This window comes from Streptomyces canus, assembly GCF_001514145.1.
Lineage (GTDB): Bacteria > Actinomycetota > Actinomycetes > Streptomycetales > Streptomycetaceae > Streptomyces > Streptomyces canus.
Window position 1 is genome coordinate 88836 of record NZ_KQ948669.1, and the last position, 16873, is coordinate 105708.

The following is a 16873-nucleotide window of genomic DNA, read 5'->3' on the forward strand; positions in this document are numbered from 1 at the left end:
TCCGTACGGGCCGCCGGGTACTCGGACGAAGCCCCCTTTTCATGGAGCCGACGGAGGTACCCCCATGCCGGAATACGGCTATTTCCTGTCGTGCGAGGAGTTCGGTCCCGCGGAGCTGGTCGAACAGGCGCGGATGGCGGAGCAGGCGGGCTTCAGTTCGCTGTGGATCTCCGACCACTACCACCCGTGGAACGACGCGCAGGGCCAGAGCCCCTTCGTCTGGTCGGTGATCGGCGCGCTCTCGGAGGCGGTGTCGCTGCCGATCGAGACGGCCGTGACCTGCCCGACCGTGCGGATCCACCCGGCGGTCGTGGCGCAGGCCGCGGCGACCTCAGCCGTGATGACGAACGGCCGCTTCCGCCTCGGCGTCGGCTCCGGGGAGGCCCTCAACGAGCACGTCCTCGGCCATGTCTGGCCGCCCGCGCACATCCGGCTGGAGATGCTGGAGGAGTCGATCCAGGTGATGCGGCGCCTGTTCACGGGCGAGGAGGTCAACCACCACGGCACGCACTACACGGTGGAGAACGCCCGCCTCTACACGGTCCCCGACGAGCCCGTGCCCATCGACATCTCCGGCTTCGGCCCGGCCGCCACGGCGCTCGCGTCCCGGGTCGGCGACGGCTACATCACGATGACGCCGGACGAGTCGATGGTCGAGCAGTTCCGCAAGGGCGGCGGGGCCGGGAAGCCGGTCATCGGCGGTACGAAGGTCTGTTACGGCGTCGACCGGGAGGAGTGCGTCCGTACGGTCCGCAAGCTGTGGTTCAACCAGTTCCTGCCCGGCGAGATGGCCCAGATCCTGCCCTCGCCGAGCCATTTCGAGCAGCTGGAGCCGCTGGTCACCGAGGAGATGGTGCGCGAGAAGGCGGTGTGCGGGGACGACGTGGACGAGCACGTCGCCGCACTGAGCGCGTTCGCCGACGCGGGCTTCGACCGCGTCTACGTCAACCAGATCGGCCCCGACCAGCGCGCCTTCTTCGACTTCTACCGTACGAAGGTGCTGCCCCAGCTCCAGCAGGGATGAACGATGAAACTCCTCAGGCCGGTCGTCTCGGTGTACACGGTGCCGACCGACGCCCCCGAGGCCGACGGCACGTTGTCCTGGGACACCACGACCATGGTGATCGTCGAGGTGACGACGGGTGACGAGACCGGCACGGGCTGGACCTACGGCCCGGCCGCGGTCGGCGACTTCCTCACCGAGCACCTCGCCCCGCTGGTCGAGGGCCGCAGCGCGCTGGACATCCCGGTGCTGCACGAGGCGATGTGCCGTTCGGTCCGCAACGCGGGCCGCCCCGGCATCGCGGCCTGCGCGATCTCGGCCCTCGACATCGCCCTGTGGGACCTCAAGGCCCGCCTCCTGGAACTCCCGCTGGCGCGACTGCTCGGCGTCGCCCGCGAACGCGTTCCCGTCTACGGCAGCGGCGGCTTCACGACGTACCACGACACACATCTGGCCGCGCAGCTCAACGGCTGGGTGCACGGCCAGGGCATTCCCCGCGTCAAGGTGAAGATCGGCGAGAGCTGGGGGCACGCGGTCCCCCGCGATCTGTCCCGGGTCCGGACGGCCCGCGAAGTCATCGGCCCGGACGCGGAGTTGTACGTCGACGCGAACGGCGCGTACACCCGCAAGCAGGCGATCCGGGTGGGCAACGCCCTGGTGGAGCACGGCGTCGGCTGGTTCGAGGAGCCGGTGTCCTCCGACGACCTGACCGGTCTTCGTCTGGTCCGCGACGCGCTGGTCTGCGATGTCACGGCCGGCGAGTACGGCTACGACCTCCCGTACTTCGCCCGCATGATCACGGCCGGCGCGGTGGACTGTCTCCAGGTGGACGTGACGCGCTGCGGCGGCATCACGGAGTTCCTGCGCGCGGCGGCCCTGGCCCAGTCCCACGGCCTGGAGATCTCCACCCACTGTGCCCCGCACGCGCACGCTGCGGCGGCCGCGGCTGTCCCCAACCTGCGGCATATCGAGTGGTTCCACGACCACGTCCGCATCGAGGACATGTTCTTCGCCGGGGCACTCGATCCGACGGGGGGCACGGTCCGCCCGACGGAAGGCCTCGGTCACGGTCTGACGCTGCGGACCGAGGAAGTGGAGGAGTACCGGGTGGCTTAGCTCAACTCCGACGCCGCAGACCGGAGGTCACCGCGATGCCCAGCCCGCCGACCGCGGCGGCCACGAGGCCCGTGCCCATCCGGGCGCGGTTGCGGGAGACCCAGTCCTGCGGGCTGGAGGACACGGCCTCCTCGTCGAACCGCCCGTGCGCCCCGAAGTCCCGCCCGTGCGGCCCGTCCGCGGGCACCCACAGGTTCCCGGGACCGCCGTGCTCCCCCTCTTCCTGCTGTGCCTCGACGTTGGTGCGGGCGAGGTAACGGTCCAGCGCCCCCGGCGCGACCGCGTTGGCGATGAGCGTGGCCACCGTGGACCCGCCGACCCAGTACTCCCGCCGCCGCGCGTGGAAGGCCGCGTGCACGATCGCACGAGCGGGGACCTCCGGCTGATACACCGGCGCCACCGGACGCGCCCGCCCCGGCATCCGGTTCAACACCCAGCCGAACTGAGGGGTGTTGAGGCCCGGCAGCTGCACCATCGTCGTACGGACACCGCTGCCCGTGTGGAGCAGCTCGCACCGCAGGGACTCGTTGAAGCCCCGGATGGCGTGCTTGGCCCCGCAGTACGCCGACTGCAGCGGAATGCCCCGGTAGGCCAGCGCGGATCCCACCTGCACGACGGTCCCGCGGTCCCTCGGCAGCATGTGGTGGAAGGCGGCCCGGGTGCCGAACGCATAGCCCAGGTACGTTCCCTGTCAAGTTCTGCGTGTTGAAGTGCCGTTGGCCTGCGCCACCGGCCCAAGACGCAGTTCTTTGCCCTCCCGTCGACGGTTGCGCAGGACCACAGGAGACACCGAAGGCGCGTTCTACAGCCAGCGAAGTGCGCCGTGTGTTGTGGCGGATCCTCACCAAGGGCCGCCTGCACGCACGGCATCGCGCGGCCCGTCCGCCCTGGCGGTCATGTGTTTCCAGGGGCCCGATGCCGGCCGACCGTCGCTGTCGTCAGTACTCCCAGCCTGGTATCGGGTCAAGCCGTCCGTTGACGCCAGCTAGATACTGAGTGTAGATACTGAGGTATGACTGTTCCTCTGGCGCTCCTCGGACTCCTTGAACGGGAGTCGAGCCACGGCTACGACCTCAAGCGCGACTACGACACCTATTTCGGCCGGGGTAAACCGCTGCCCGCCGGGCAGGTCTACTCGACCCTGGGGCGCCTCGCCCGTGACGGGAAGGTCGAGGTCGGCGAGACCGGCCCCGGTTCCGGGCCCGACCGCAAGCGCTACGTGATCACCGAGCTGGGAGTCACGCAGGTCGAGAGCTGGCTGACCGAGCCGGTCGCGGGTGAACCGCACCTGCAGACGGTGCTGTTCACCAAGGTCGTACTGGCGGTGCTGCTGGAGCGCGACCCCCGCGTGTACCTCGACATCCAGCGTGCCGCCCACATGGAGCGGATGCGGGAGCTGACCGAACTGCGCCGGACCGGCAGCACGATCGACTCGCTGCTGGCCGATCACGGCGTGTTCCACCTGGAGGCCGATCTCCGGTGGATGGACCAGACCGTGGCACGGCTCGCCGCTCTGACGGCGGAGGTGCGCTCATGAGTGCGGACGACGGCTTCCTCGTGGAAGCGCGGGATGCTGTCCTGTCGTTCGGGCAGACGCCCGCGCTGCAGGGTGCGAACCTGTGCGCCCGTGCCGGTGAGATCCTCGCCGTCACCGGCCCGAGCGGCTCCGGCAAGTCCACGCTGCTGCACTGCCTGGCCGGGATCCTGGTCCCTGACTCCGGCGAGATCTGGTTCGACGGCCGCCGTATCGACACCCAGGGCGAGCCCGAACGCAGCGCGCTGCGCCGGGACCGGTTCGGCTTCGTCTTCCAGTTCGGTCAGCTCGTCCCCGAACTGACCGCCGAGGAGAACGTCGCCCTGCCGCTGCTGCTCGCGAAGTCCCGCAGGGCAAGCGCGCTGGCCCAGGCCCGATCGTGGTTCGGGCGGCTCGGCCTGGACGGTCTCGAGGGGCGCCGGTCCGGCGAACTCTCCGGTGGACAGGCACAGCGTGTCGCCCTGGCCCGCGCCCTGGTCTCCCGGCCCAAGGTACTGTTCGCCGACGAGCCGACTGGGTCGCTCGACTCGCTCACCGGTGAGCACGTGATGGATTTGCTGGTCGCCTCCGCACGGGAGGAGGGCACCACCGTCGTCCTCGTCACCCACGAGCCGCGGGTGGCCGCCTTCGCGAAGCGCGAAGTCATCGTCCGCGACGGCAAGGTCACGCCGCTCTTCGTCGAGCGGCTCACCTCGTGATCCGCCTCGGCCTGCGCCTCACCCTGAGCGGCGGCAGGGAGGCTGCCGCCCGCCTCGCCGTCATCGTGGCCGCCGTCGCTCTCGGCGTCGGATTGCTGCTGAGCATCCTGGCGGCCATCAACGCCACCGCCACCCAGAACAGCCGGAACGCCTGGCTCAACACCGGCTCCGGCACGAGGACATCGAGCCAGTCGGCAGCGAAGGCAGACACCGACCCGCTGTGGTGGCTGCTCAGGGCGGACCACTTCGACGGCAAAACCATCGGCCGCGTTGACGTCGCCGCCACCGGCCCGAACTCCCCGGCCCCACCGGGCCTTTCGCGCCTTCCCGGACCGGGCGAGTACTACGCCTCACCGGCCCTGGACAAGCTCCTCCACTCCGCCCCGGCCGCCGAACTCGCCGACCGCTACCCCGGCCACCAGGTCGGCACGGTCGGCAACGCGGGGCTCCCGGGCCCAGACTCCCTGGTCGTCGTCATCGGCCACCGCCCCGACCAGCTCGCGAAGCAGCGCGACGCCACCCAGGTCACCACGATCACCACCGCGACCCCCAGCAGCTGCAACGGCACGAACTGCACGGTCAGGGCGGGGATCGACAGCAGGGGCATCAAGCTCATCCTCTCCGTCGCGGGCACCGCCCTGATCTTCCCGGTGCTTATTCTCATCGGCACGGCCACCCGGCTGGCAGCCGCCCGCCGCGAGCAACGCTTCGCCGCGATGCGCCTGGTGGGCGCCACACCGCGGCAGATCTCAATGCTCTCCGCCACCGAGTCGACGGTCGCCGCGGTCATCGGCACGGCCGTCGGCTTCGGCCTCTTCTACCTGTTCCGTACGCAGCTGGCCCTGGTCAACCTCACGAGTACGCCATACTTCGCCGGCGACCTCATGCTGCGGACCGGCGACATCCTGCTCGTCTCCGCCGCCGTTCCGGTGGGGGCCGCGATCGCCGCCCGGATCGCCCTGCGCCGCGTGCAGGTCTCCCCGCTCGGGGTCACCCGGCGCGTCACGCCACGCCCGCCGAGGATCTACCGGCTGATCCCATTGGCCGTCGGCATCGCCGAACTCTCGTACACCATCGGCCGGGTGCCCAGGAGCACGAACGGCCAGATCTGGGTCTTCGTCCCGGGAATCCTGCTGGTCCTGACCGGACTGGTCATCGCCGGCCCTTGGCTGACCATGGCCGGAGCCCGCCTCCTGGCCAGGCAGACCAGCCGCCCCGCGCTGCTCGTCGCGGGCCGACGGCTCGCGGACGACCCGAAAGCCGGCTTCCGCGCGGTCAGCGGGCTGGTCCTCGCCCTGTGCGTCACCAGCGCAGCCGTCGGGATCATCGGCTCGCTGAACGCCGAGCGCAGCATCCCGCAGGCCGGCCGGACGGTCGCCGGCGCCTTGGACGCCAAGTACACCGAAGGCTTCAACTCCACTACCGGGCGTCAGATCGGCAGCGTGCCCCCGCTCTCGAAGACCGCGCTCGGCGACCTGAACTCCGTACCCGGCGTCACCGGCGTGCTGATGATCCACACGAACCCGCTCGGCACCACGGACCCGGCCTATCGCGGCCCCCAAGACACCGAGTCCCCGCCGGTGGCCGGCCTGGCCTCGTGCACGGAGCTCGCGAAGATGCCGGCCCACAGCGCATGCGCCTCCGGAGCCCAAGCGGCGTCGGTCACCCAGAACTACGGCAGCTTCGGCACGTACTACTGGCAACACTGGCCCACGGCATGGCCCGCCGCCGACATCTCCGCCCAGCACCTCGCCCGCCTCCCCGTCCAGGAGATCGTCGTGGCCACCAACGGGTCGACGTCGGCGATCGAACGCGCGCGCACCATCCTCGCGAACACGTATCCCGACCGCGACGTCCCATGGACCGTCCGAGAGGACCATGCCCAAAGTGGCGCACAGCTCGCCGGATACCAGCAACTGGCCAACGTGGTCATCCTGGTCAGCTTCCCCATCGCCGGCTGCAGCCTGGCGGTGAGCGTGGCCGGGGGACTGCGCGACCGCAAGCGCCCCTTCAGCCTGCTGCGGCTGACCGGCACACAGCTCGGGGTGCTGCGGCGGGTAGTGCTTCTGGAAAGCGCGGTCCCGCTCCTGGTGGTCGCCGTGGTGGCGATCGGGATGGGCTTCCTGGCTGCCCAGCTGTTCGTACAGGCACAGTTCAGGTACTCGATCCAGGCACCGGGAATCCAGTACTACGCGATCGTGCTCGCCGGGCTCCTCGCCTCGCTGGGGGTCATCGCGTCCACGATGCCGCTGCTCAGACGGATCACGGGACCCGAAACGGCACGCAACGAGTAGCAGGAACGACGCACGGCTCGGACCGGCTGACCGCAGCCTGTCCGAGCCGTGCGCCGTTCCGTGCGGCCTGGATCGCGAGCTCACTGCTGAGTCCTGCTGCTGACGAACACCGAAGATCGGCTACTGACGGATGAGCTTCGCTGAAGGCATCCGGCCGCGACCAGTCCGAGCATCCGGTCGCAGCCTCACACCAGCCCACATGCGGCTTTCAAGTTGCATCACGCTCATTGGGCTGCGGCTGCGCCGGCAGTGCTCTGACCGGGGAGCTGGGCTGTGACAGCGCACCGCGCAGTTGCCGGTTCTCCACGGTCAGTTGGTTGACGACCCGGACGAGGTGAGCGACGTCCGCCCGCAGCTGCGCCAACTCGGTGGCGTCCTTGGCGCGGAGTTCCTTGAGCTTGACGATCTGCTTGCGCAGGCGGATCTCGGAGTCCGACACCTGTCCGCGCGCCCTGACCTGCGCGTAGAAGTCGCTTTTGAGGTCTAGGTGGCGCTGGGTGAGCGCGTTGCGCGGTACGCCGGCTTCCTGGGCCAGGGCGACGATCGTCAGCGCGCCGTTGGAGTGCTGCGGGGTTCCTTGCAGGATGCGGTCCATGGCCGCGCGGATACGGTCGCGTTCGTCGGGTGCGGGGCTCATGCGGTGCCGTCCTGGAGGCTGATGCGGGTGCGGTGGTGGGCGTCGGCGAGGTCGCGCAGCCGGGTGGCGTTGTCGCGCAGGCGCTCGCCCAGCGGGCCGGGGACGTGGCCTGCCTGTTGGGCGAGCGTGGTGGCGCGGAGGCGGAGGCTGGTGGCGTGCTGGTCGGTGCGGGCGATGTTCGCGCGGGTTGGGACGCACTGGTCGAGGCTGGGGGTGTCCTTGAGGCCGCGGTGGCACAGGGCTTTGTCGCGTTTGTAGACGCACATCAGCAGCGTGTGGGGATTGTCGTGGATGGCCAGGTGGGGGTTGGCGAGGATCTGTCGGGCCTGCCGTGCGGTGATGACGGTGCCGGTGTACTGGGGTGCGGTGGCGGCGGCCTTGATGGCGCGGCGGGCGGCGGGCCCGGAGATGCCGAGGCCGTCCTCGAGAGCGGCGTTCAGGTCGGCGGCGGTGTCGATGGTGGCGCGGGCCGTCTCGACGTCGAGGAGGTCGTGGATGCCGTCCCGGCTGCGCGCGGCATAGCCGGCCGCTACGGACGTGCGCAGATGGCGGTACTGAATCGCGAGCGCGACCAGGCCCCCGGGACGGCGGGCGATGTGCCAGGCCAGGCTCCGGCGGAACCGCTCGGTTCCGATCCTGCCGTGCGGATCCGGCGGGATGACCTCACGGGTCAGCCCGCGGGCGGCTGCCTCAAGGTTGGCCCAGGTGATGAAGTCCTCCACCCGGGTGCCCAGGGTGTGCACGGTGAGGGAGCCGGTGCCGGCCCGGGTGTCGGGTCGCCGGGCCGGATGCCGGTGGAGGCTTCGCGCTCCGCCAGGTCAGTCCACCCCGCCAGAACAGGCACGCGCGGTGCTGCGATCAACACTGGCTTGGGCACCCAGAAGACACCCCACTTGCTCATCGCGCCACCCTGTCAGATCGGCTTCAACACGCCGATTCAATAGGGATGCAGTGTCACTTCGGTCACCCGCCGGAACTCGTCCGGCGTGATCTCCGTGAACCTCGCGAAGACCCCGGAGAAGGCGTTGTTGACCCAGACGTCGATGTGCCCGAAGGCGCCCACGACCTTCTGGGCCGCGTCGTCGACCGCCTTGCACCGCCCGCCTGCTGCACGTCGTCGGCGGCGGCCGCGAGCCCCTCGCGGCCCCGGGCCAGCAGGGCGACCCGGGCCCCGCGTTCGGCGAAGGCCCGGGCCGTGGCCCGTCCCACCCCGCCGCTGGCCCCGGTCACCACGACGACCTTGCCGCGCTTCACGCCCGTTCCTTCCGTGCGTCGCGCACCACGCGTCACGCCCGGTGGTGCGGCTGCTCGGGGTCGATGTCGTCCTGCCGCGGCGCCGCGGCCGGTTCCGGTGCGCCCGCTGCCTCGGGGGCGACCGACGGCATGGGCGGATACGGCGTCCCGAGCCCGCTCGGCGGCGCGGCCACCGTCTCGGTCCGCCCGGCCGTGGGCCGGGACGCGGCGGGCCTGGCGGCACCGCGCAGCACATACGCCACGGCCCCCAGGATCACGGCGGTGATCAGCGCGGCGGCCCAGTCGGGCAGCCCGAGAGCGAGGGAGAGGCCCACGGCAAGTGCGAGGGCCGCTCCCGCGTACAGGGCGACGGCACCGGACGCGGCGTACAGCATGGCCGTACGGCGCTGCTTGCGCGTCTGCTCGCGCAGCTCGTCCCGTACGGTCTCGCGCGCCACCTGCGCCAGCTCGTCGACCAGATGCTTGTCCAGATGCTCCAGGTGATCCAAGCGCTCCATGGCCGCCGGGTACCCGCACAGGCGTGCGCTTAACGCCAGGGGGTCACCTGTGCGGTGCGGGCGGTCGGGTCGGGAGGATCGCGTGAAACGATCTCCTCCGCCCGGCTGACCCAATTAGGCTCGTCCGCATGGACATTCTGGGAACCACGCTGCGTGTCTGTGTCGATGACCTGGAGGCCGCGGTCGTCTTCTACGAACGGCTGGCGGGCGCCAAGGCTCTCCGTTTCGAGCGCGGCGGCGTCCAGGTGGCCGCGGTGGGCTGCTTCCTGCTGATGAGCGGCCCCGAGGCCGAGCTGGAGGTACTGCGCAAGGTCGCGGCGACCATCGCGGTGAAGGACGTCGACGAGGCCCACCAGTTGCTCAGCGAGCTGGGCGCCCGCGTCATCGCCGGCCCCGTGCCGACGCCGGTGGGCCGCAATCTGATCGCGATGCATCCGGACGGCGTGGTGTACGAGTACGTGGACCGCAACGTCGGCTAGAGGGGCCGCATCCGGAAGTCGTGGAACGGCGGCAGCGGTTCGTCGCTGACCCGGCTCCACAGCTCGCTGATCGCCTCGGCGCCCTCCCGCAGATCGGCGACCTCGAAGCCCTCCTCGAACGCGCCTCGGCCGTACGCCCCGCCGCGAGCAGCGCCTCGATCGTCTCGCGGCCCAGCGCGGCGGTTGTCGGCATGCCACAGAGCCACTCGGGTGGTACTCGGTGAGCGGGGTGGCGGGTGCGGTCTCCAGCATGTCCCGCCAGTGCGGCGCGACCAGCGTCTCACCGGGCGGCCGTACCCGGCGCGGTTCGGGGAGGGACCCGGCCCGCAGCAGCTCCAGCCAGGGCGCCTGGGCCTCGCCGAGGGTGCTCGGAGCTCTGGACCGACCGGGTTGACGTGATCGTGCGTCAGGGAACTGGCCTCCCATCCAAGACCGTGCCGGTCAGGATTGCGCAAAGGCTTCCACGACGATGTCGGTGAGCAGCGCGCCGGCCGTGCCCTCGGGGTCCAGATCGGGGTCGTAGATAGTGATGTTGAGGCCGGTACAGGAGGGGGAGGCGAGCAACGGCCGTAGCAGAGCGGTGAGTTCGGCGGGCAGGAGCCCCTCCGGGTCGGGGCTGTCGACGGCCGGCATGACGGACGGGTCGAGGACGTCGGCGTCCAGGTGCACCCAGAAACCGTCGATCTCGGGGATCTCGAAGGCCTGGGCGGTGGCCCGGGCAAGGGCGTCGGCGCCCCACTCCCGGAGGTCCCCGACGGTCACGACCGGGATCTTCAGGGCGGCGAGTTCGGCCCGGTCCTCCTCGAACTCGTCGCGGATCCCGAAGAACCGCACGTCCTCGTCCCGCAGATAGGGGCGCAGGCCTTCCAGGTCCGTCAGGTCCTCCTGCCCGCGCCCGGTGGCCAGCGCGACCTCCTCGCCGCCCGCCGCGCCGATCCGGTCGGAGTTGCCGGTGTGCCGGAAGTCCGGCGAGGCGTCGATCGCGGCCAGGCCGTAGCGTCCGACGCGGCGCAGGGCGAGCGAGGCGCCGAGCTGGATGGAGCAGTCGCCGCCGAGGACGACGGGGAGTTCCCCGGCGCGCACATGGCTTTCGATGCGGTCGGCGAGCCTGACGGTGTACGAGGCGATCGCGGCGGCGTTGAAGACGCCGTCACCCTCCTGCCAGCCCCCGCGGTCATAGCGCGGCGGCACCACCACGCCGCCTTCCAGGGCGTGCAGCCTCTGCACGATCCGCTGCTCACGCAGAGCGCCGGCGAGCTTGTGGCAGCCGGGCACGGTGCCGGGGGCGGGCGGACGCAGGCCGAGGTTGGAGGGGGCGTCCAGCACGACGATATTCCGCATGCGGATCATCCTCGCCGACGTACAGTCGGCCGTCCACGGAGATTGACGAGGGAGCGACAGTGAGTGAGCAGCACACCTACCGGGTGATCGTGCGCGGAACCTGGGACGGGCTCACCGACGAGGCCCGCGCCCGGCTGCTCGCCGAGGCGGCGGACCACGGCATGGCGAGCATGCGGTTCACGGAGGAGGGCTCGCTGTCGTACGAGCCTGCGCCGCTGAAGCACTTCTCGATGCGGTACGTGGTGGTCTCGGACGCGGCGGACGGCGAGGAGATGGCGGGGGCGATCGCGGAGGACCGCGCCGAGGGCACGCTGCGGGATCTCGGTTACGGCTTCCGGGATCTGAAGTCGACGGTCACGGACCTCGACACCATGAAGATCAACCGGAAGCCCGCATCTCGGCGGTGATGGCCCAGCGCTCGTGGTCCCGCCAGTCCCCGTCGATGTAGATCATCTTCGGTGAGAAGCCTTCGAGCCGGAAGCCGCAGCTGCGGGCCAGGGCGAGGGAGGCGGTGTTCCGTGGCTGCGCGTTGATCTCGAGGCGGTGCAGCCGCATCGGACCGAAGGCGTGGTCGACCACGAGGTTCAGCCCCTCGCGCATCAGCCCGCGCCCGGCTGCGTGCGCGAAGGCGCCGTACCCCAGGGCCCCGCACAGGAAGCCGCCCTCGACGATGTTGTTGATGTTGATGTACCCGGCGATGGCCCCGTCGCCCAGCTCGCCGTCCTTCTCGCAGACCAGGAACCCCGCCTTGGTCCGGTCCTCGATCAGCCGGCCGGCGTAGGCGAGATAGGCGCTCTCGCTGTCGGGCGGGAACAGCCACGGCTGGTGGAGTTCCTTGCTCTCCCGGGCCCGGGCGGTGAACTCGGCGCCGTCCTCGTAGGTGAAGTGGCGTATGCCCACGCGTGGGCCTTCGGCGAGATAGCGGGAAGCGGTGTGCGGCATCTGGCCACCCTACGATCCGCCGGGCAGTCCTAGCCGCGCCGCTTCATGAAATACGCCCCGCACAGGGCGCCGATGAGGCCGGTGGCGAGCAGAGCCGTCCACAGGGGCATCGTCACCTCGGGCACCAGCAGCCGGATCCTCGTCGTCCGGGTGTTCTCGAAGATGAAGGTCAGGGCGAGGACGGCCAGCAGCAGGACGACCGCCCTGGCGGGCGTCACCGCCCCGCTGCTGTCCTTGGTGGTGCCGCCTGCGGAGGTCTTCGGGCTCATGCGACCAGGGTGAGCCCGACATCTTGGTCACGCACGGTGAGAGCTGCCCTCCGGGTGACTCACCGTCCCGCGACCGGCAGCTCCAGCACCCCGGCCCGCCCGGGCGCGCTCACCACGGTCACCGGCTTGATGCCCCGGTTCCCGAAGTACGCGTCGTCGCTCGCCGCGATGACGAACCGGAGCCGGTGCCCTTTCTCGTAGCGGTGGACGACCCCCGGCAGGGTCACCGTGAACGGCTTCGTCACGTCGGGCACCCGGACCGGGGCGACCAGCCGGTGGGCGAGCGTCTTCGTGCCGTCCGGAGCGATGTCGTAGATCTTGGCGAACAGCACCAGCTTGTCGGCGGCATCGCCCGAGTCCTGCGTCCGCTCGGCCTTCGGGGAGCTCACCTTGAGCGTGACCTTCGGGGCGCCGACGACGTCGAGGGTCCGGGGCAGCGGGGCACTGGTCCAGCCGGCGTAGGTGCCGGCGGTGTCGTACGGCGCCGGGTCAGGCAGGCCGAGGGCGCCGTACAGCGAACTCTCCGAATGGCTCGTGGGAACAAGCCGGTTGCTGTACGACCGACTGCCCCACGTCACCTTCCTGCTGTTGTCGACGAGCTTGCCGTCCCCGGAGAGGTAGAGCTTCTGGCTGAGCGCGGGCAGGTGGTCGGCGGTGGCGTAGGTGCTGTTCGGGTCGGTGATCCAGTCGCGGTAGTAGGCGAAGGCCGGGCCCGTGTCGACGTGCCTCCGCCCGTGCAGGTACCGGTCGAACCAGGCGAGGACCCGCCGGCCGACATAGCTGGTCTCCAAGTTGCCCTGGACGAGGTTGAGTTCACCGGCCGCCGGATCGGTGAGCCCGCCGCTGTGCCCTCCGGACTGCCAGATCATCCTGGCGGTCGTGCCCTGCGCCTTGAGCGTCTTGTACGTCGCCGTCGCCTCGTTGAGATTGAAGAGGCTGTCGGCCTGTCCCTGGATGAGCAGGGTGGGGGCCTTGACGCGGCTCAGGTACGACACCGGCGAGACACTGTGCGCGTAGTCGAGCAACTCGGCCGTGCGGGCCGCCGGAAAGCTCCCGGAGTTGAGCGTACGGACGGTGTCGCAGGCCTCGGTCACGAAGTGCAGACAGCCGAGCGAGTTGATCCGGGACGGATCAAGGTTCACCTCGGTGAGCGGCTGGCTCTCGCCGATGAGGTAGAAGCCGTTGGCCCACTGCCACTTGAAGGCACCGGGGACGCTCCCGCCACGCGTCGCGTTGTTGGGGGCCAGTGCGTACGCCAGGTCGTTCCAGGTGATCATCGGCACGAGCGCGTCCACCCGGTGGTCCACGGCGGCGGTCGCCAGCTGGATCGCGCCTCCGTAGGAGCCTCCGAGCATGCCGACCCGCGGGTCGCCCGGGCCGTCGAGGGTGACGAAGTCGGCCCTGGTCCCGTCGTCGGCGGCACGCTTCCCGCCCAGGAAGTCGATCAGCGCCGAGGCGGCCGTTCCGTCGATGCCGGGATCGTCGAGGGAGATCAGACAACCGGACCTGCCGAAGCCGAGCCCCGACCAGGCGAGCGAGACATAACCGCGCTGGGCGAAGGCCCTGGCGGTGGCGTCCGTGGAACCGTCGGACTTGCTGCCGCCGAAACCGTTGGTGGTGAGTACGGCGGGCGCCCGGCCCGCGCCCGAAGGGCGGTACAGGTCGGCGTCGATCGTGCAGGTGCGACCGCCGGCCTGGACCGTGAACTTCAGTGCGCTGACGGTGTATTGGCCGGTCGCGGGGGCGGGGGTGGTGAGTGTGGCGCCCAGCAGGAGAGCGAGCGGGACGGAATGTCCGAGCACACGACGGAACACGGAGATGACCTCCACACTGGGGACACAACCCGAAACTTACCGACCGGTAGTCATGGTGTGACACGTGTCAGAGGTGGTCAATCGCCCGACCGGGTGTTTCTGACGGAGATTCAGTGGAGGGCGGGTTCCGCCAGCGTCAGCGTGCCCGCGTCGGCGTCGAGCTCGGCGGCGACCCCGAACGGGATCGTCAACGCCCCTTCGCAGTGGCCGAATCCGAACTCCTCGACGACGGGCACGCCGAGTCCCCCGAGCCGGTCCAGGAGCAGCGCGCGCACCCTCTCGTACGGTTCGCACCTCTCCCACGACCCGAGGAGCACCCCGCGCACCCCGTCGAGCCAGTCGGCGCGCAGGAGCTGGGTCAGATAGCGGTCGAGGCGGTACGTCTCCTCGCCGACGTCCTCCAGGCAGAGCAGGCCCCCGCGCGCGCCGGGCCGAGCGTAGGCGGAGCCCAGTTCGGAGGCGAGCAGGCACAGACAGCCGCCCAGGGTGACACCGCGGGCCCGGCCGGGGACGAGGGCCCTGCCGCCGGAGTGGATCGTGCGGACCGTCTCCGGCGCGAACAAGGTGGACCTCAGATGCTCCTGGGCCCGCGCGTTCTTGATGAAGTCGATGCCGGCGGCCATCGGACCGTACAGCGTGACCAGGCCGAGCCGGGCGGCGAACGCCTCGTGCAGCGCGGTCACGTCACTGAACCCGACCAGCACCTTCGGACCGGCCGCACGCAGGGCGTTCCAGTCGAGCAGTTCGACCATGCGCATCACGCCGTATCCGCCGCGGGCGCACAGCACCGCGTCCACGGAGGGGTCGCACCAGGCGTTCTGGAGATCTGCCGCCCGGTCGGCGTCCGTGCCCGCGAGGTACCCGAACTCGCCGTGCCGGTCGAGGACATGGGGCCCCACGACGGGATCCAGATCCCAGCCGCGCAGGACGTCCAGGCCCGCTTGGAGCCGTTCCTCCGGCACGGGCCCGCTGGTTGCGACCACGGCCACGCGCGCGCCCGGGGTGAGTCTGGACGGCCTGACGAGTTGCTTCACCTGATGAGCTCCAATGTCGCTACGCCGGGCGGGTTCAGCCCGAACACCTGGGCATACAGGGAGAGTTCGGCCTCCAGCGCCCGGATCATCGTCTCGGCGCGGCGGAACCCGTGCCCCTCCCCCTCGAAGGCGAGGTACGCGTGCGGCACCTGCCGGCCGGCGATCCGGGACAGGAACCGCTCGCACTGCGCGGGCGGGCAGATCACGTCGTCCAGGCCCTGGAGCAGCAGGAAGGGCACGGTGACCCGGTCGGCGTGCTCGACGGGCGAGCGTTCCGCGTACCGTCCGGGGACCTCGGCGAGCGGCCCGACCAGGCTCTCCAGGTACTGGGACTCGAAGTCGTGGGTCTCCCCCGTTCCCCAGCCGGCCAGGTCGAGGATCGGGTAGACGATCGTGCCGCACGCGTAGACGTCGGTCGATGTGAGCGAGGCGGCCGCGGTCCAGCCGCCCGCGCTGCCGCCGCGGATGGCGAGCCGGTCGCGGTCGGCGGTGCCCTCGTCGGCGAGGGCCAGCGCGACGGCGGCGCAGTCCTCGACGTCGACCACGCCCCACTGCTCGCGCAGCCGGTTGCGGTACTCCCGCCCGTACCCGGTGGAGCCGCCGTAGTTGACCTCGGCGACGCCGATGCCGCGCGAGGTGAAGTAGGCGATCGAGAGATCGAGCACGAGCGGCGCGTGTCCGGTGGGTCCGCCGTGCGCCCAGACGACGTACGGCGGCAGTTCGCCGCCGGGCGCCCGGTGTCCGGGGTGGTGGGGCGGGTAGACGTGGGCGTGGATGTCGCGGCCGTCCGGACCGGTGAAGGTGCGGATCAGGGGCTCGGGGTAGTACACGGGGTCGACGGGGTCGTCGTGCGGGGCGCCGATCACCCGGGCCCGGCCGGTGCAGGTGTCGAGCTCCACGACCTCGTAGGCGGTGCGGGGGCTGGCGCCGACGGCGACGACCCGCTCGCCGTGCACCGCGAGGGTGGGCGCGAACTCGGTCCAGGGCCCTGCCGCGTCGACGAGTTCACCGGTCTCGGGGTCCAGGATCCCGAGGGCGGTCGAGCCGCTGCCGTGCACGACGGCGATCAGTCCGCTGTCCAGGGGCGCGAACCAGCGGTGGCCGAGCTTCCAGAGGGCGCCGCCGAACTCCTCCTCGCGCGGGCAGAGTTGCTCGCCGTCGCGGTAGAGGTTCCACCAGCCGGTGCGGTCGCTCGCGTACAGGAGACGGCCGTCGGGCGACCAGTCGGCCTGGGCGATCGACTCCTCCGGACCGCCGGCCAGGGTGCGGGGCGCGACGAGCGTGCCGTGCGAGCCGATGTCCGCGACGACCAGTTCCGTGCCGTCCCAGGGCATGCGCGGGTGGTCCCAGGCCAGCCAGGCCGCGCGCGAGCCGTCGGGAGAGATGCGGGGGCCGGTGACGAACCGGTGGCGGTCGTCGGTGAGTTCGCGCACCGCGTCCCGGTCCCGCACGGCCGAGCCGTCCAGCGGTACGGCGGCGAGGACCCGGCGGACGTCGGTGGGCCCGTCGCCGGTGAACTCCTCGAGGACACACCACACTTCACCGAGGTCGAGTCTCACCTGCGGTTCCGCCCAGCGCAGTCCGCCGCCCACCGGGGAGACGGGGGTGAGGGGACGCGGCTCGCTCCCGGGCTCGTACCGGTACAGCCGCTGGTCGGCGAAGTGCACGAACACGACGAGCGGTTCACCGGCCACGACCACGCCGGCCCAGGGGTGGCCGCCGTACTCGATGACCCGGCTGCGCACGTTCCACGGCGCGGGCAGCACCGACTCCTCCTGCCCGTCGGCGTGTCTGCGCACGAGGGTGCGACGGCCGCCCTCGGTGGGCCGGGGCTCGGTCCACCACACCTCGTCGCCGACGAAGCCCAGCCATTCGGGGTGCCCGTCGTGCGCGGCCGCGAGCGCCGCGTCGATGGGCGAGGGCCAGGAACCGTATGCCGACGTCTGCACGTTCTCCCCCAC

The 16873-nt window shown here is 71.0% G+C and carries 17 protein-coding genes and 2 pseudogenes; 7 read left to right on the forward strand and 12 right to left on the reverse strand.

Annotated features, from left to right (window positions below):
* Window positions 1-64: 64 nt before the first annotated feature.
* On the forward strand, window positions 65-1024 hold the full coding sequence (locus AQJ46_RS35955) for an LLM class F420-dependent oxidoreductase (RefSeq protein WP_059209552.1): 960 nt from the start codon (window positions 65-67) through the stop codon (window positions 1022-1024).
* A gap of 3 nt (window positions 1025-1027) precedes the next feature.
* Window positions 1028-2119 carry an enolase C-terminal domain-like protein gene (locus AQJ46_RS35960; RefSeq protein ID WP_059209553.1) on the forward strand — a complete coding sequence of 364 codons (1092 nt, stop codon included), beginning with the start codon at window positions 1028-1030 and terminating at the stop codon, window positions 2117-2119.
* A 1-nt stretch (window position 2120) separates the two neighbouring features.
* Here AQJ46_RS35960 and AQJ46_RS35965 read toward each other — a convergent pair.
* Window positions 2121-2804: pseudogene (locus AQJ46_RS35965) on the reverse strand (SDR family oxidoreductase); the annotation flags it as partial.
* 327 nt (window positions 2805-3131) lie between these two features.
* On the opposite strand from AQJ46_RS35965, the gene AQJ46_RS35970 reads away from it, so the two are divergent.
* Genes AQJ46_RS35970 through AQJ46_RS35980 form a run of 3 tightly spaced genes read left to right on the forward strand, consistent with a single transcriptional unit; the run spans window position 3132 to window position 6645 of the window.
* Entirely contained in the window at window positions 3132-3656 is a 525-nt protein-coding gene (locus AQJ46_RS35970; protein ID WP_059209554.1) for a PadR family transcriptional regulator, read from the forward strand.
* Window positions 3653-4351, forward strand: coding sequence for an ABC transporter ATP-binding protein (locus AQJ46_RS35975; RefSeq protein WP_059209555.1), 699 nt, complete (start codon window positions 3653-3655; stop codon window positions 4349-4351). Before AQJ46_RS35970 ends, AQJ46_RS35975 begins: the two co-directional genes overlap by 4 nt.
* Window positions 4348-6645, forward strand: a complete 2298-nt coding sequence (locus AQJ46_RS35980; RefSeq protein ID WP_059209556.1) for an FtsX-like permease family protein — start codon at window positions 4348-4350, stop codon at window positions 6643-6645. Before AQJ46_RS35975 ends, AQJ46_RS35980 begins: the two co-directional genes overlap by 4 nt.
* 208 nt (window positions 6646-6853) lie before the next feature.
* Here AQJ46_RS35980 and AQJ46_RS35985 read toward each other — a convergent pair whose 3' ends face one another.
* The 4 genes and pseudogenes from AQJ46_RS35985 to AQJ46_RS35995 all read right to left on the reverse strand — a co-directional run bounded on the left by AQJ46_RS35985 (window position 6854) and on the right by AQJ46_RS35995 (window position 9033).
* Window positions 6854-7282: a kinetochore Spc7 family protein gene (locus tag AQJ46_RS35985; protein ID WP_059209557.1), complete on the reverse strand. Its 429-nt coding sequence runs from the start codon at window positions 7280-7282 to the stop codon at window positions 6854-6856.
* Window positions 7279-8025, reverse strand: coding sequence for a hypothetical protein (locus AQJ46_RS52825; RefSeq protein ID WP_079072555.1), 747 nt, complete (start codon window positions 8023-8025; stop codon window positions 7279-7281). Before AQJ46_RS52825 ends, AQJ46_RS35985 begins: the two co-directional genes overlap by 4 nt.
* 197 nt (window positions 8026-8222) lie before the next feature.
* Window positions 8223-8536, reverse strand: a pseudogene (locus tag AQJ46_RS52830) (SDR family NAD(P)-dependent oxidoreductase); the annotation flags it as partial.
* A 32-nt stretch (window positions 8537-8568) separates the two neighbouring features.
* Window positions 8569-9033, reverse strand: a complete 465-nt coding sequence (locus AQJ46_RS35995; protein WP_059209558.1) for a phage holin family protein — start codon at window positions 9031-9033, stop codon at window positions 8569-8571.
* 128 nt (window positions 9034-9161) lie between these two features.
* On the opposite strand from AQJ46_RS35995, the gene AQJ46_RS36000 reads away from it, so the two are divergent.
* Window positions 9162-9512, forward strand: coding sequence for a VOC family protein (locus AQJ46_RS36000; protein ID WP_057608247.1), 351 nt, complete (start codon window positions 9162-9164; stop codon window positions 9510-9512).
* Here the strand turns inward: AQJ46_RS36000 and AQJ46_RS59120 are convergent.
* Together AQJ46_RS59120 and AQJ46_RS36010 are read right to left on the reverse strand one after the other, a co-directional pair.
* Complete coding sequence (locus tag AQJ46_RS59120) at window positions 9509-9718, reverse strand: hypothetical protein (RefSeq protein ID WP_059209559.1); 210 nt, start codon at window positions 9716-9718, stop codon at window positions 9509-9511. The two genes, AQJ46_RS36000 and AQJ46_RS59120, sit on opposite strands and share 4 nt — an antisense overlap.
* 235 nt (window positions 9719-9953) lie before the next feature.
* Window positions 9954-10853, reverse strand: coding sequence for an arginase family protein (locus tag AQJ46_RS36010; protein WP_059209560.1), 900 nt, complete (start codon window positions 10851-10853; stop codon window positions 9954-9956).
* Window positions 10854-10912: 59 nt separating this feature from the next.
* On the opposite strand from AQJ46_RS36010, the gene AQJ46_RS36015 reads away from it, so the two are divergent.
* Window positions 10913-11260 (forward strand): DUF6204 family protein, encoded by a 348-nt coding sequence (locus AQJ46_RS36015; protein WP_059209561.1) that lies wholly within the window; start codon window positions 10913-10915, stop codon window positions 11258-11260.
* Here AQJ46_RS36015 and AQJ46_RS36020 read toward each other — a convergent pair.
* The 5 genes from AQJ46_RS36020 to AQJ46_RS36040 all read right to left on the reverse strand — a co-directional run bounded on the left by AQJ46_RS36020 (window position 11232) and on the right by AQJ46_RS36040 (window position 16861).
* The gene (locus AQJ46_RS36020) at window positions 11232-11795 is read right to left on the reverse strand and encodes a GNAT family N-acetyltransferase (protein WP_057608249.1); all 564 of its coding nucleotides are present in this window, start codon (window positions 11793-11795) and stop codon (window positions 11232-11234) included. The genes AQJ46_RS36015 and AQJ46_RS36020 overlap by 29 nt on opposite strands.
* Window positions 11796-11824: 29 nt before the next feature.
* On the reverse strand, window positions 11825-12064 hold the full coding sequence (locus tag AQJ46_RS36025; protein ID WP_057608250.1) for a LapA family protein: 240 nt from the start codon (window positions 12062-12064) through the stop codon (window positions 11825-11827).
* Window positions 12065-12123: 59 nt separating this feature from the next.
* Window positions 12124-13878: a CocE/NonD family hydrolase gene (locus AQJ46_RS36030; protein WP_079072569.1), complete on the reverse strand. Its 1755-nt coding sequence runs from the start codon at window positions 13876-13878 to the stop codon at window positions 12124-12126.
* 110 nt (window positions 13879-13988) lie between these two features.
* Entirely contained in the window at window positions 13989-14912 is a 924-nt protein-coding gene (locus AQJ46_RS36035) for a S66 peptidase family protein (protein WP_059209562.1), read from the reverse strand.
* Entirely contained in the window at window positions 14909-16861 is a 1953-nt protein-coding gene (locus tag AQJ46_RS36040) for a S9 family peptidase (RefSeq protein ID WP_225887477.1), read from the reverse strand. Before AQJ46_RS36040 ends, AQJ46_RS36035 begins: the two co-directional genes overlap by 4 nt.
* Window positions 16862-16873 lie beyond the last annotated feature (12 nt).

Bases quoted from the DNA above. Each gene is read 5' to 3' on its own strand.
- AQJ46_RS35955 (WP_059209552.1), top strand. From the start codon at position 65: ATGCCGGAATACGGCTATTTCCTGTCGTGCGAGGAGTTCGGTCCCGCG.
- AQJ46_RS35975 (WP_059209555.1), top strand. From the start codon at position 3,653: ATGAGTGCGGACGACGGCTTCCTCGTGGAAGCGCGGGATGCTGTCCTG.
- AQJ46_RS36010 (WP_059209560.1), bottom strand. From the start codon at position 10,853: ATGCGGAATATCGTCGTGCTGGACGCCCCCTCCAACCTCGGCCTGCGT.
- AQJ46_RS36025 (WP_057608250.1), bottom strand. From the start codon at position 12,064: ATGAGCCCGAAGACCTCCGCAGGCGGCACCACCAAGGACAGCAGCGGG.
- AQJ46_RS36020 (WP_057608249.1), bottom strand. From the start codon at position 11,795: ATGCCGCACACCGCTTCCCGCTATCTCGCCGAAGGCCCACGCGTGGGC.
- AQJ46_RS35970 (WP_059209554.1), top strand. From the start codon at position 3,132: ATGACTGTTCCTCTGGCGCTCCTCGGACTCCTTGAACGGGAGTCGAGC.
- AQJ46_RS36000 (WP_057608247.1), top strand. From the start codon at position 9,162: ATGGACATTCTGGGAACCACGCTGCGTGTCTGTGTCGATGACCTGGAG.
- AQJ46_RS35960 (WP_059209553.1), top strand. From the start codon at position 1,028: ATGAAACTCCTCAGGCCGGTCGTCTCGGTGTACACGGTGCCGACCGAC.
- AQJ46_RS35985 (WP_059209557.1), bottom strand. From the start codon at position 7,282: ATGAGCCCCGCACCCGACGAACGCGACCGTATCCGCGCGGCCATGGAC.
- AQJ46_RS35995 (WP_059209558.1), bottom strand. From the start codon at position 9,033: ATGGAGCGCTTGGATCACCTGGAGCATCTGGACAAGCATCTGGTCGAC.